Genomic DNA, 13,854 nt, shown 5'->3' on the forward strand with positions numbered 1-13,854 from the left:
AAAACATGACCTTGTCACAGCAAATCCTTTGGGGCAGCACGTTTCTTGGACTTTGCTTCCTGGTCGAAATTTTCCTTTTGACGGTTTGCACGCTGGCCATCAATCGGCTGATCGAGCGTTGGGAAAGCAAAGGCGCAATGCTGGCAACGGCCGGTCCAATTGCGACCGCGCTGGCCTTTATTGTGGCGACTCACACTATTCAGGTCTGGATTTGGGCAATCGTCTGGGTGTTTGGCGATGTTTTGCCCGACTGGAACACAGCGCTGTATTTCTCGCTGGTTTCCTTCACAACGCTTGGCTATGGCGACATCGTTTTGGGAGAGGACCTGCGAATTTTTGGTACCTTCGCTGCGGTCACAGGCCTGTTGGCCTTTGGGCTGTCCACTGCGTACATGGTCGCCCTTATGACCCGTGTGTTCCAGGAAAGGTTCATCGCTTAAAGGATCGGTGAGAACAATCGCGCCAATGGAGCACCCAAGCGTATATGGATGGGTTGCTGTTCCAGATATCGCGACAACTCATAGCTTTTGGAGAAATCTTCTTGCAGCATCGCGCCGACAGCGGCGGCGGCCTGTGGATCAAAAAACAACGCCATTGCCTCAAAGTTCAACCGAAATGACCGATTGTCGAGATTGGTGGTTCCGACCGCGGCCAGCGAGTTATCAACTACGAAAACTTTTTGATGCATGAAGCCGTCGGTGTAGCGCAGGATTTGCGCACCGCACGCGCGGACCTCATCGAAATAAGCAAAAGCGGCCAGCCAGGGCAAACGATGGTCGATGACGTCAGGCACAAGAATGCGCACATCGACGCCCCGCAATGCCGCATGTTTCAGAGCGGTCATGATATCAATATCAGGCACGAAATACGGCGATGCGATCCAAATCCGTTCCCGTGCCTCGGTTATGGCAGCGAAGAACATCATCGATCCGGTTTCGGTTTCATCGCCTGGACCCGTCGCCACAAGTAGGGCGTTCATGTCTTGATCCGCCTCGGACCCGGCCCAATCCAGTTGGTCGATCAGGTCTTCTTCATGAGCCCAATGCCAGTCTTCGATAAAGATCAATTGCAATTGCCGGACGATGTGGCCGGTCATCCTGACATGGGTGTCGCGCCAGTGTCCAAAATGCGGGTCCTGACCCAGATATTCGACCCCGACGTTGTGGCCCCCGATAAATCCTGTTTCGCCGTCGATAACCACGGTTTTGCGGTGATTGCGATAGTTCAATTGAAAACGGAACTTTGGTCCGCGCTGTTCATGTGGGTCCGATACGGTGATACCAGCCGCGCGCATTTCTTCGATGTAATCTTTAGGCAAGCCGTAGCTTCCGACCGCGTCCATCATGAAGCGTACGCTGACACCACGTTTGGCGGCTTCAATCAGCTTGTCCTTCAGTTTCTGACCAAGGGCGTCAGCGCGAACGATGTAGAACTGGATCAGAACGTAAGTTTTGGCCTCGTCGATGGCCTCAAAAATCGCGTCAAATGTGGCCTGACCGTCCACCAACAGCTCGGCTCCGTTGCCGCGCGACACGGGCATATGCGCCAGCGCCTCAAACGGCCGGGGGTTGATATGCATTTTGTTGGCATCGGGTTTCGAGTAGTCGGCGAAGGTCTTGATCCCTTCGACCACGCGCTGACTTTCCTTGCGCGCGATACGGTAGCCCCGAAACCTGTGGTGCCCCAGAAACAGGTACAGCGGCACGCCAAACATCGGAGCTGAGATCAGAAAGACCACCCAGCCAACTGCGCCTTGGGGTGTCCGCGCGGTTTGTGCCGCGCGCACGGCAAAAACAACTGCTGTTGTGTAAAGCGCAAAGACAAAGACGGAAACAAGCAGCGTCCACATAGGGTTATCGGTCTCCGGGGTGGTTCAGTTCGCCCCAGTGTAGATGCGTGACCAGTCTTGCGCCATATCTACGATTACCCAACCCATCTCTGGGCCTTTGTCCAATCCATCGACCAGTTTTCCGATCGGGCTTTCCCGGTCATAGGCCCATTCACGTTCCGCATCTGTATGGTGAATCAGAACACCTAACCGGGGTCCATCGCCTGCTGTGGTCCATTCTAACATGGCAAAATCGCCATCCGAATTTCCGCCGGCCAGAATTGGGCGTCTGCCAATAGTCCGTTCGATATTGATCGGTTTGCCTTCTTTGTCATCTATGAAAGCGATGCCATCTGCTTTGGTGATGACTGGCTTGCCGTCCGCGCTGTCATAAGTGGTGTCCATATATGTGCCCAAGATCTGTTCGGGTGGAATGCCATAAGCCTCCTCGGCGAAGACGCGCATAAAGTGCACGCCACCACCCGAGACGATGTAGGTTTTGAAGCCTTCATCACGCAGGTATCGCAGCAATTCAGCCATCGGCTGATAAGTCATCTTATCAAAAGGCAGGTCGGTATCCGGGTGCCGGGCGGTCGCCAGCCAGTCGGCGACGGCACTTTGGAATTCGTCAACCGAAACGCCTGAGTGTGAGGCATTCAAAACCTCAATCAAGGCGTCATGGCCACCTTCTGCGATTGTCTTCAGATCACCTTGTGCAGCGGCCTGGAGTACTGGTGTAGTCAGGATCGAGGGGTCGTCCCTGGACAACTGCGCCAAGCGATCCATCGCAAAAATCAGCTGAAAATAAACAGGTTGTTCGGCCCAAAGCGTACCGTCATTGTCGAAAACGGCAATCCTTTCGGCCGGTGTCACGTATTCAGGACGCTGCGGGTCGGTTACGGCGGCGACAAATTCAATGATCCTGCCTTTGCTGTCAGACTCGGTCCAGCTGGGTAACGGGTCCGCAAACACAGACAGCGGGGCACAGGACAGAAGCGCGCTTAGAATTATATGTCGCATAAACTTCTCATTTAATTTCAAGATGAAAGGGGCCGCCATTTATGTGGCGGCCCGATTTGTTTTCACACGCGACTTAATTGTTTGTCGGTGTCGTCAGCTTATCCATGACCTGATCCAGGTTGAAGCTTGCCGCTTTCTGGCGCGGTGGGAATTCCTGGAATGTCGCCAGGAAGTTTCCAACATATTGCTGTGCCGGAACCAGGAAATACGCTCGATCCAACAACCAGTCATAGTAAGTGTTGGACGTACGATAGGCGCGCTCATACGGGTCACGACGCAGGTTCACGATCAACGGAATACGCAGTTCGGTCCATGGCTCAATCCAGGCCCGCAGCGTTGCCCATGCTTTCTGCTCAAGGAAGATCAGCTTCCAGTCGTCATAGCGCAAAGCGGTCAGATCGCCGTCATCCGAGAAGTAGAAAATCTCAGAACGTGGGCTTTCGGTCGTTTCGCCGGTCAGCATGGGAAGGATGTTATATCCATCCAGATGCACCTTGTAGTCACGACCCATGCCGGACGAGCTATAGCCTGCTTTCAGTTTTTCCTTGATGTCAGGGTCGCCGGCAACTGCCAGGTATGTCGGCAGCCAGTCCATGTGGTGAACGATCTCATTGGTGACAGATCCGGCTTCGATCTGACCGGGCCAGCGAACCATTGACGGAACACGCCAGCCGCCTTCCCAGTTTGTGTTCTTTTCACCCCAGAACGGTGTCGCCGCGGCATCCGGCCATGTGTTCATGTGCGGGCCATTGTCGGTTGAGTAATGCACAATGGTGTTGTCCGCGATGCCCAGTTCGTCCAACAAGTCCAGCAGTTGCCCGACATGCATGTCATGTTCGATCATGCCAGCGGTATACTCGTCGGTAGCACCGCCGTAGATTTCGTTGGCCTTTTGGCGCATTTCATCTTTGACGTGGGTCCGGAAGTGCATGCGCGTGCCGTTCCACCAGACATAGAAGGGCTGGCCTTGTTCATTGGCTCGCTTAATGAAGTCAATTGCCGCGGCGACGGTTTCGTCATCAACGGTTTCCATGCGCTTTTTGCTTAGCGGGCCGGTGTCTTCGATGGTTCCGTCTGCCTTGGACTTGATCACACCGCGTGGGCCATAAGCCTCACGGAAGGTGCGGCCATCGGCCAAAACCATATCGCCCGGATAGTCTTCGTTCTCCGGCTCTTCTTCGGCATTCAGGTGATAGAGATTTCCGAAAAACTCATCAAAACCATGGTTTGTCGGCAAATGCTCATCTTTGTCGCCAAGGTGGTTTTTGCCAAATTGGCCGGTGACATAACCATGGTCCTTCAGCAATCCGGCAATGGTGGGATCTTCGACTTGCATGCCCAGATCAGCACCCGGCAGACCGACCTTGGACAGGCCCGTCCGGTAAACCGACTGGCCCATGATGTAAGATGAACGGCCTGCGGTACAGGATTGTTCACCATAATAGTCGGTGAAGATCATGCCTTCGTTTGCCACGCGATCGATGTTTGGCGTTTGGTATCCCATCAGACCCATCGTGTAAGCCGAGATATTGGATTGCCCGACATCGTCGCCCCAGATCACAAGAATATTTGGCTTTTGATCCTGGGCCCAGGCGGGCAGGGCCAACGCTACAGCGACAGATGCCACAGCGAATTTGCGCAAAGTGCCGCGCCAATTATCTGCAATCATACGGGGTGGTGACATGGTGTACTCCTGAATTGACCGGATCTTTGTGACCCGTTGAATAAAAAGTATTTGATGCTGACGGTTGTTTTTATCCGCCAACAAGATGTTGATTCTCGGTCGGAAAATTCCACATTACGTCGAGAATCGAATAGCCGTAGTTTAGGCTATGACAATGTCTGGAAACCTATCATATGATGAGATTGAAGAATACTAATGTTTGATAATCAGCATGATCGACAACGGTTGCTGGACTCGGGATGGCTCGCGGCGCGTGGCGCGGGTTTTCAAGCTGACTTGCTGGCGTGCGGGATCGGCAAGCCATTCGAGGAGGGCGAGGCCCTTTATCATCACGGAGATTTAGCCAACGGTGTCTATGGAGTTCTGGACGGCGCCGTTCAAATCACCGCTCCGGCCGATGACGGGCAGGAATTCGTGGTACACAGACAGGGTGGCGGCTTCTGGATTGGTGACCTTGCCTTGTTCGCCGAGTCCAGCAGATTGGTTAGCGTTATTGCGACGCAGCACACCAGAACATTGTTTTTCCCGTCCTTACGGCTGGACCGGCTGGTGCGCGACAATCCAGAATATGTTCGCGATTTCTATGCTTTGTCGCACGAAAACATGCAAACCGCCCTGCGCATAATGGCTAATCTGGCAGTGACGGGAACCGAAAAACGACTGGTTCTTCGCCTTCTGCATTTAGATGAGGGCGCCTCGAAATCCGATGGTTGGATTATCGTGTCACAGGATGAATTGGCCGAGATGGTGGCCGTGTCGGTTCCAACGTTGCACCGAAAATTGCATCACCTTGCGGATCAGGGGCTGATCGAGCTCGGTTACGGTCGAGTGCGCCTCAAAGACAGGCGAAAGCTGATCGCTGCCTGCCAGTGCTGATCTCAGGGATTAAGCGGAGGCAGCGGGTTCCGAGTGCTGTGAGCGGCCTCTTTCATGACATTAAGCTCTGACAGCGCCGCAGCCCAAGCCCCTGGTGTTGGGTCGGAGCGCGATGAATACCTTGCGGCCCCGATAATCGCCAGTTGGTTTTCAAGACCGATGGATTGTTCCGGGTTTTCGCTGCGCAGTTTCCACGTCTCTAAAGCTGAATATGCCAACGAGATATCATGTTCTTGCAGGGCTTTCTTTAGCGAATTCAACGCGTAGTCTGGCGAAGCTTGGTACTTCTCGTGCCGTGTCTGTTGCCAACTTTTGACACGTGGGCCAAGGAACCGTGCTGCAGCCCAAAGAATCAGCACCAACCCGGTCGCCCAGGCAAACAAGTTCAGAATTGTGCCAATATCCGGCGGCTGCCATTTCGGTGCGGCAAGCGTCAAATCAACCGCGCCGATATCAATGGTTTCAACCTGGTTGGTGCCCAGATTAAACCACTGGATCGTGATAGGTGGCAGTTGGGTCTGCCCACCTTGCTGTGCAAGATAAACGACCTCGTCGACCCGCTGGCCGGAAAGCACACCCCGGTCTTCACTCTCGGTGAAACGCGGCTCTTTGGGATATGCGCTTAGCAAGGGGTCCTGCATTTCAGGGATCAATTCAGGAACCAAAAACGGGGTGGTACCTGCTATCTTTGCCGTTAGGCGGCGCGTGATGGCAGCGCCATTTTCCATATCGGTTGATCCGTCGATCTGCTGGTCGACAGTGAAGCCCGTTGCCAGGATCAGCGGGTCCAGATCGCGTGCGCCCTCAGGTACGATGGCATCAAGGGCCATTTCGGGCAGGGGGACGTTGACCTGCGTTGGCGCATTCGTTTCGGGATCGGCAAAAGTAACGATTACCTCCTGCTTGCCAAATGCAACTGGACCAGCCTTTAGCGGATACAGACGATAGCTGCGTTGAACACCAGACCACGTTTCGCCATCCACGGTTTCGCTGATCGGGCCAGAGGCGCGTTCGGGCAGGCGCACAAGCAGGTTCTCTTGCTCCAGCGATGGAAACACCGGCGGGGACGGCATGAATGTGGGGACAAGCACCTTTATCCGTACGATCGCCGGTTGGCCAACAGTGACAGGATCAGTGGGCACCTCGGCTGTGACCTTTGGCTGTATGCTTGTTTGTGCCAATAATTGCATCGGGAGGAAAAGCATGAGGAATCCCAAGTATCTCATTGCGTTTGCTCCTGATTTTCCAACAAGAAGCGGTTGCGAAGAAAGTCCTGCATGTCAGTGTCGATTGTGCTGATCCATTGATCGGCAGACATGGCCTGCGTACCTTCGGTCGGGGCTTGTATGGTCGTGTTTTCACCACGCCCTGCTTCATTGTCAAAGACTGTGTCATCTGCACCGATCCCGGCTTCTTCTCCGGTGTCCGACTGCTCGCGAGTCGTTTCAACAAACTCGAGGATCGCTTTCGAAACCTCAAGGTTGTGCTGAGCTTCAGGCCAGTCTGGCCGACGCTCCAATGCTGTTTCAAATGCCGAAATGGCCGGTCGGTACTCACGGTTCCGAATGCGCGCCATTCCCTCGGAAAAGGCGGCTTCGGGCGTGTCCAGTTCTGCAAAGATAGCGGATGCTTCGGGGTACTGACCGGCCTTTAGATGCGCATAACCCCTGTGATACGGGTCTTCAAACAGTTCTGCTGCTTGGGCATAGTCTTTCCTGTTCATCGCAATTTGCCCCTGCTGGTCCGGTGTCAGGAACCAATCCCTCCAGCCATCGGCCATCGCAGGTCCAGATGGCGACGCAAAAATCACGGCAAAAACCAGTAAACGGATAACCCAACCGCGCCGGAACCAGAGCAGAGATAATAGCGCGGCAGGCCATGCCAACAGCCACCCTTTGTCCTGCCAGTCCAATCGGTCGTCATCATCTAGCGCCGCCGTATAGGCTGATTGAATTTGGCGCTCTAACCGCTTGATATCGCGTTCATCGTTGGAAAATGGCACAACCGTCGCGTTTCTCAGATCATTTAACTGAGCGATACTTTGACTATTCGGCAGCATGGTCAGAAAGAACACGGGAATGGTCGTGTTCTCAAAAGCCGCCAATTGTGATGGATCGAGATCGTCCAGAACGAACAAGACTGCTCCGGGCGTTTCGCTGTCGTTAAGGATCGCTTCCGCAAGGGTTAGGGCATCCGCGGCTGCATCCCCTTGTTTTGGCATGACTGCTGGCGCGAGACCTTCCAAAAGCGGGCGCAGGATGTTGGCGTCTTCGGTTAAGGGCGCGACGCGGTGCGGGGTTCCGGCATAAGCGATCAAAGCGGTTCGCGCGCCGACACGCGAATTGATCAGATCGGTTACCTTAAACTTGGCCCGGTCCAGTCGGGACGGGGGCAGGTCAGGTTCCTCCATGCTGTCAGTGACTTTCAGCGCAATAACCAAAGGTGCAGTGTCCGCGATCAATGGATTTGGGGCCCGCGACCATGTTGGTCCAGCCGCGGCTAACGTCACGAGGATTGCCGCGATCATTGCAACGTCTAACGGATAAACACGCCTCTCGTCTTCGGCCCCCAAGGTTAAAGCAGCTGCAAGGTGAGGCGCGATGCCGGATATGGATAGAGATTGCGATTTTGGCCTGGGGCGCATTAGCCACCAAAGGGCAGTGACCGGAATGAGGAACACCAGCCAATACACTCGGATAAAATGAAAATTGGCCAACGCATCGATCATGTCGCACCTCTGCGTCGTGGGCTGATGTGCCCGCCAGTCATGCTGATTAGCATTGTCACCAAAGCCAGAGCGAGTGGATAATGCGCAAGGCTTTCACGCGGTCTGTAGCTTTGCGTTTCCACAACCCGGGGATTGAGTTCGTCAATGCGTGCATATGTGTCGGCCAGAGCATCTTCGTCATCGGCAAAGAAGTATTCGCCGCCTGTTCGATCTGCGATCTCCTTTAAAGCGTTAAGATCGACGCGGTCCTCGCCTGAGGCGTCAGGGTCCCCGACGCCGATTGTATAGATGGCTACACCTTTCTCCGCGGCGATGGCGGCGGCGTTTACAGGTGTCATGCGACTGGATGTGTCGGCTCCGTCACTCAGAACAATCATAAGGCGCTGGTCGACTTCGCTGGAGTCGAAGGTTCGAATGCCCAGACCAATAGCATCCCCAAGGGCCGTATTGGGTCCAGCCATGCCAACTTTAGTTTGATCCAGGAACCCATTCAAACTGTTCAGGTCTTCGGTGAATGGTGCTTGGACAAATGCCCGTGTGCCGAAAATTATCAATGCCATTCGGTCGCCTTGCCGTTCGGCGATGAACTGACGCAATACATCCTTAACTGCAGCCAGTCGTTGTTTCGGGGTGCCATCCGTCGCTGTGAAGTCCCGCTGGTCCATTGACCCGGATATGTCCAAGGCAAGTACCACGTCGCGGGCCGACTTTTCGATAACTAAGGGTTCGCCCAATTTTTCCGGGCGAGCCATCGCTGTCACCAGAAAGAGCCAGATCAATACGATCGAGGCAGTCTGAAGACGCGCGCGGCGGGGGATTACGGATCCTGATCTGGGTTCGACCCCTGCGGCCTGCGCGACATGGCGAAAGAAAGGAATGCGGATTGAGCTGCTTTTCTCGCGATGTGGCGGCGCAAGCCAATACACTAACAATGGCAATGGAAGCAGTAGAAAAACCCATGGCGCGGCAAAGGAAAGCATCATGCTGCCCTTTCCCGTTTGTGGGATTTGATCCAGTCATGCGCCAGCTTCGTCAGTTCTGGGTCGGGTTTGGTTTCTTTGTATGGTGCCTCTAAAAAATGGCGACGACCATTCTCAGAAAAGTTTATATCTTCAGCCTTTTGTTTCAGGAAGTTTACCCAGTCATCCCCGTGCAGAGCTGCGACTTGTCGTCGGGGATATGCAGCCAACGCCGTGCGGCGGACTATCTCTGCGACTTTTGCTGGATCGTTATCGGACGCGGCCAATTCGGCCAATGCCTCACGCCTGTAGGCGTTTAACTGTCGGTGACGGGCAAGAGCATAAATTACAAGGGCTATGAACCCGACAAGTATGACGGCCAGAATACCCCATCCCCATGTTTGCGGCATCATGGATATCGGCTCGGGCACAGGGGCAGGTTCCAGCATATCCAGCAAGTCGACTAGCGATTTGCCTTCGACATCGACGCTCATCTCTGACCTCCGGGATGGCCTAATAATTTTAGAAGTTGGTCGAGTGTTGGTTCTGCCGTGGTCAGCGGCACGACGGGAAACCCATAACGTCGGGACCAAGTCTGCAACTGTGCAAGCCGATCTTCTAGCGCAGAACGTATGCGGTGTGACAAATCTGGGTCCGCGCTGTCGAGTTGTATCTGACGGTCACCATCGGACACGGTAAGTCGAAGGTTCGGGGCAAGCTCGCGCGAACTGGGATCTGAAATATTGAACAATATCAGATCATTCGAAGTCGAAAGTTTGCGCAGCAGTTTCTCAGACGCCTCGGTCAATCCGTCGAAGTCTGAGAAGATACACACCAGGGAATTGGTATGCGCGATCCGCGCGGCCTGTTTAAGCACGTCATTCAATGTCACTGTCGGTTCATCGCGCGACGCTGCGCTCAAGTTGGAGTTCAGCGCGCCCACCGAAGACAGGAACCGTGTCAGGGCGGCAGGTCGCCGTTGAGGACGGTGTTCGGCCAGATCAGTGTCGCCAAAGACAATCCCACCGACGCGATCACCTTGCCCCAAAACCCGGTGCGCCGAAATTGCCGCAGCCTCGGCCGCGATGACCGATTTCATGTAGATTTGAGTGCCAAAGAACATCGAAACGCGCTGATCCACCAACAAGAGAGCGGGGCGGTCGCGTTCTTCAGTATAGACCCTAACATGGGGCTCTCCGGTGCGGGCGGTCACTTTCCAGTCGATCGTGCGGATGTCGTCCCCGGGAAGGTAGTTGCGAAGCTCTTCAAAGTTCAGGCCGCGCCCCCGCAGGCGCGAGGCATGACGACCGTTAAGGATCGAACGGGCCGGTTGCCTGGGCAGCAGACTAATCGCGCGTGACTTCGAGCCCAGCCTGAGCAAGTGGTTCGCATCTACGTGGATGCGAGGGTCGTCGGGATGTGCGGCGGTCTGGGACACGCGGCGTTCCTTTGGTTTCAGGGCAGCGCGACAAGCTGCAGGATTTCCGAAATCACATCATCCGCCGATTTGGCGCTTCCTTGTGCTTCAAAGCTAAGTGTAATGCGGTGGCGGAAAACATCATGGGCGATGGCGCGTATGTCTGCCGGGTCGACATAGTCACGCTGGTTCATCCAAGCATGCGCACGACCGCATTTGTCCAAAGCGAGCGAGGCGCGCGGGCTGGCTCCAATGTCGATCCAACTGGCCAGTTCTTCACTCAGCGCGCCGGGCGTCCGCGTTGCTTGCACCAGATCGGCCATGTAGCGATCCATCGCGTCTGAGACATGAATTTGTCCGATTTCGGCCCGAGCAGCAAATACTGCGTCCTGAGGTATTGTCGGCGGCGCATCTTTGGCGCCGCCTTCGCGTGCCGCGTTTTCTTCGCCACGGACCAGGCGGATGACCTCAACCTCGTCCTCGACCGGCGGGTACGTGATTTGCACGTGCATTAGGAAACGGTCCATCTGCGCTTCGGGCAAGGGATAGGTACCTTCTTGTTCAATCGGGTTCTGCGTTGCCATCACGATGAACAGCGGTTCCATTTTATGTGTTGTTCCTGAGACGGTTACCTGCCGTTCCTCCATCGCCTCCAGTAACGCGGCTTGAACCTTGGCAGGGGCACGGTTGATCTCATCTGCCAGAACAATATTGGCAAAGATGGGGCCCGGTTCGAAGCGGAACGTGCCGCCGTCGTCGGTTTGCTGAAACACCTCGGTGCCGGTTACGTCGGATGGAAGCAGGTCCGGGGTGAACTGAATGCGGCTAAAACGTGCGTCCAGATTACGGGCCATTGCCTTGACCGCGCGGGTTTTGGCCAGGCCGGGAAGACCTTCGATCAGCAAGTTTCCGTTAGCCAGCATTCCGATAAGCAACCTTTCGATCACGTCAGTCTGACCAATAATGGATTGCCCCATGCGGGCTTTAAGATCATCTATCTGATTAAGTGCATTCATGTGGCGGATCCAATCGGTGTCAATTTTCGGAACTGACTTAGTGGTTTTGTGCGGTGATTAGAAAATGTCTCGTAACGGCGGTATGTTAGCAATCTTTAATTTACTGATCTACCGGGAATTCCGCGCGGTCAGCCACCGCAAATCTTCCTTCAATTCTGGTCGGATAGGACCGTGATTTGGATCATCGCGCAGGGTTTTCACCCAATGCGGCGGAGGGTTTCGACCGGCCGCCCGGTTCCAGTACAGCCCGGTAAGTATCGCTTGCGCTTCCGCCTCCAAGACGTCTGGGACATCAAAGCCGTTTAAAGTGGCCCAGACGCCGCTCCACAATCGGCCAACCGACCAAGGGTTGTACCCGCCACCGCCCAGAACCAGAACGCGGGGCGCGAGATCTTTCAACGAAGCAACGGCTTTCCAGTGTGAATTGTTTGACAGTGTAAGGCGCGATAGCGGGTCTTCGGCAACCGCATCGGCACCGCATTGCAAGACAAGGACCTGCGGCTTGAAAGCCTCGGTCGCGGGGAGGATCAACTGGTCGAGAATGGCGTCAAATTCATCATCGTTGAGGTTTCGGGAAACCGGCAGATTAAAAGCTGCACCGCCTGCGTCATCTTCTAGCCTGCCGGTAAATGGCCAACGCCTTGTCTCGTGCACAGAAATCATCCGGACCTTTTCTGAGCCGTGAAAAGCGGCCTCGACCCCGTCGCAGTGGTGCGCGTCGATATCGATGTAGACAATCCGATCAAGCCCCATTCGCAAAAGGGTTAATATCGCCAAAACAGGATCGTTCAGATAGCAAAACCCATTAGCGCGGTCAGGCAGGCCATGATGTGTTCCGCCCGCTGGATTGTAGACGATGCCGCCATCACGGATCAGTTCCGCGCCCAGCATTGAACCCCCGGCGGCGGTGGCCGGGCGACGGTACATCTCGGGGAAAACTGGGTTGGATATCGTACCCAGCGCATAGGTCCGGCGGACGTTATCAGAAACGCTCTGTGCTTTTTCTGCAGCTTGTAACGCGTCAATGTAGTCTGGCGTGTGAAAGTGGTGCAGCGCGCCGGGCTTTGCACAGGGGCTGACCCTGTAGTTTCCCGAATGTAGCCAGCCCAGCGCGCGGCAAAGATCCATAACGGTTGAGACGCGCGGGATGGCCAGGGGGTGTTTTGAACCGTAGGTCGAATGGCGATAGATCTCGGACCCTATGAAAATCGGGCTTTGCACGGGTTATTGAGTCCGCGCCGGAACATTGTCATCACCCAGGCGACCATCAAGCGACATCAGAATGGCTACGGGCCTAAGGGCGGGTATGTGGCTGAAAATAATCAGGATGCAGACGGTTAAAGGTACACTTAGGAACGCACCAATCAGACCCCAGACAGTTGTCCAGAACGTCAGCGCAAGGATTACCAGAAACGTAGACATATTCAGCGACCGGCCCAGCAAAGCGGGGTCGACAAAATTGCCGATCAGAAACTGGATGGTTCCGCAGCCGAATACGATGACAAGGAAGGGTCCGATCGTTTCATATTGAACCAGCGCAATCATGGCCGGAAAGATCACGGCGATGATAGAGCCGATGGATGGGATGAAGTTCAACGCGAAGGTCAGCACCGCCCATGTCTCGGCGTACTCCAGCCCAAGTACCTTGAAGACTGAATAGCTGATGCCCGCCGTGACAAGGCTGATGAAGGTTTTTACCCCGACATAGCGCTGAAGGCTGAATGTGATTGAATCCAGAATGGTCGTGAACTCGGCCCCGGTTTCGGGATTGCCCGCAGCTAGTTGGATCTTTTTGCGAAAGGCCAGACGTTCGGCCATCAAGAAAGCGACATAAAGACTGATCAGGAAGAACTGGTTTAGCAGCGATGTTGCACTGCTAAGCAAAACGCGCGCGACGTATGACATGTCGATACTGACCAGGTTGTCCCGGATGAACGTGGTGACGTCATTGCCGACCAATCCAGTGATCCGGTTCACCGTGCCATCGAACTGGTTTTCATAAGTGCTGATAGTCCGGGCGAACTGCGTCGCCTGGCTGCCAAGGATGTACATGATCACAAACAAACCGGCCAAAACAACGGTGACGGCGGCGATATTGGCCAGCCAGACCGGTACGGGCGCCAACGCGATGACCCGGTCGCTCAGTGCAATGATCAAAACATTGATCAGCAGAGCCATCGTCAACGGGATCAAAAATGCCGAACCTGCGTACAGGCCCAACACAATAAGAGTCGCCACAATCGTTGCGTCCCGAACCACAGACAGTTTCAGTCGCGGGCCGCCCGTGTTCTGATCAGGTTCCAAAGTCATCGTAAAGCCCGCCTGT

13 protein-coding genes are annotated in these 13,854 nt (G+C 54.9%); 2 read left to right on the top strand and 11 right to left on the bottom strand.

The window, feature by feature from the left end:
• The first annotated feature begins 5 nt into the window (after positions 1-5).
• Entirely contained in the window at positions 6-440 is a 435-nt protein-coding gene (locus tag ACR0AK_RS06760) for an ion channel (protein WP_170557199.1), read from the top strand.
• On the opposite strand, the gene cls is transcribed toward ACR0AK_RS06760, so the two are convergent.
• The 3 genes from cls to ACR0AK_RS06775 all read right to left on the bottom strand — a co-directional run bounded on the left by cls (position 437) and on the right by ACR0AK_RS06775 (position 4,532).
• Positions 437-1,849 carry a cardiolipin synthase gene (gene cls, locus ACR0AK_RS06765; RefSeq protein WP_480792796.1) on the bottom strand — a complete coding sequence of 471 codons (1,413 nt, stop codon included), beginning with the start codon at positions 1,847-1,849 and terminating at the stop codon, positions 437-439. The genes ACR0AK_RS06760 and cls overlap by 4 nt on opposite strands.
• A gap of 24 nt (positions 1,850-1,873) precedes the next feature.
• A complete protein-coding gene (locus tag ACR0AK_RS06770) occupies positions 1,874-2,848 on the bottom strand; it encodes an HAD family hydrolase (RefSeq protein ID WP_480792797.1) in 975 nt (324 codons plus the stop codon).
• Positions 2,849-2,921: 73 nt separating this feature from the next.
• A complete protein-coding gene (locus ACR0AK_RS06775) occupies positions 2,922-4,532 on the bottom strand; it encodes an arylsulfatase (RefSeq protein WP_254452867.1) in 1,611 nt (536 codons plus the stop codon).
• Positions 4,533-4,727: 195 nt separating this feature from the next.
• On the opposite strand from ACR0AK_RS06775, the gene ACR0AK_RS06780 reads away from it, so the two are divergent.
• The gene (locus ACR0AK_RS06780) at positions 4,728-5,408 is read left to right on the top strand and encodes a Crp/Fnr family transcriptional regulator (RefSeq protein ID WP_480792798.1); all 681 of its coding nucleotides are present in this window, start codon (positions 4,728-4,730) and stop codon (positions 5,406-5,408) included.
• Between the two features lie 2 nt (positions 5,409-5,410).
• Here ACR0AK_RS06780 and ACR0AK_RS06785 read toward each other — a convergent pair whose 3' ends face one another.
• The 8 genes from ACR0AK_RS06785 to ACR0AK_RS06820 all read right to left on the bottom strand — a co-directional run bounded on the left by ACR0AK_RS06785 (position 5,411) and on the right by ACR0AK_RS06820 (position 13,838).
• Positions 5,411-6,481, bottom strand: a complete 1,071-nt coding sequence (locus ACR0AK_RS06785; protein WP_480792799.1) for a hypothetical protein — start codon at positions 6,479-6,481, stop codon at positions 5,411-5,413.
• A 149-nt stretch (positions 6,482-6,630) separates the two neighbouring features.
• The gene (locus ACR0AK_RS06790) at positions 6,631-8,136 is read right to left on the bottom strand and encodes a VWA domain-containing protein (protein ID WP_480792800.1); all 1,506 of its coding nucleotides are present in this window, start codon (positions 8,134-8,136) and stop codon (positions 6,631-6,633) included.
• A complete protein-coding gene (locus ACR0AK_RS06795) occupies positions 8,133-9,119 on the bottom strand; it encodes a VWA domain-containing protein (protein ID WP_480792801.1) in 987 nt (328 codons plus the stop codon). Before ACR0AK_RS06795 ends, ACR0AK_RS06790 begins: the two co-directional genes overlap by 4 nt.
• Positions 9,116-9,589: a DUF4381 domain-containing protein gene (locus ACR0AK_RS06800; RefSeq protein ID WP_480792802.1), complete on the bottom strand. Its 474-nt coding sequence runs from the start codon at positions 9,587-9,589 to the stop codon at positions 9,116-9,118. The genes ACR0AK_RS06795 and ACR0AK_RS06800 overlap by 4 nt, the downstream gene beginning before the upstream one ends.
• Positions 9,586-10,533 carry a DUF58 domain-containing protein gene (locus ACR0AK_RS06805; protein WP_480792803.1) on the bottom strand — a complete coding sequence of 316 codons (948 nt, stop codon included), beginning with the start codon at positions 10,531-10,533 and terminating at the stop codon, positions 9,586-9,588. Before ACR0AK_RS06805 ends, ACR0AK_RS06800 begins: the two co-directional genes overlap by 4 nt.
• A 17-nt stretch (positions 10,534-10,550) precedes the next feature.
• Entirely contained in the window at positions 10,551-11,528 is a 978-nt protein-coding gene (locus ACR0AK_RS06810) for an AAA family ATPase (RefSeq protein ID WP_480792804.1), read from the bottom strand.
• A 108-nt stretch (positions 11,529-11,636) separates the two neighbouring features.
• Positions 11,637-12,749, bottom strand: a complete 1,113-nt coding sequence (locus ACR0AK_RS06815) for an acetoin utilization protein AcuC (protein WP_480792805.1) — start codon at positions 12,747-12,749, stop codon at positions 11,637-11,639.
• Between the two features lie 3 nt (positions 12,750-12,752).
• Positions 12,753-13,838: an AI-2E family transporter gene (locus tag ACR0AK_RS06820; RefSeq protein WP_480792806.1), complete on the bottom strand. Its 1,086-nt coding sequence runs from the start codon at positions 13,836-13,838 to the stop codon at positions 12,753-12,755.
• Between the last annotated feature and the right edge of the window lie 16 nt (positions 13,839-13,854).

The organism is Ruegeria sp. BI12 (genome assembly GCF_056537985.1).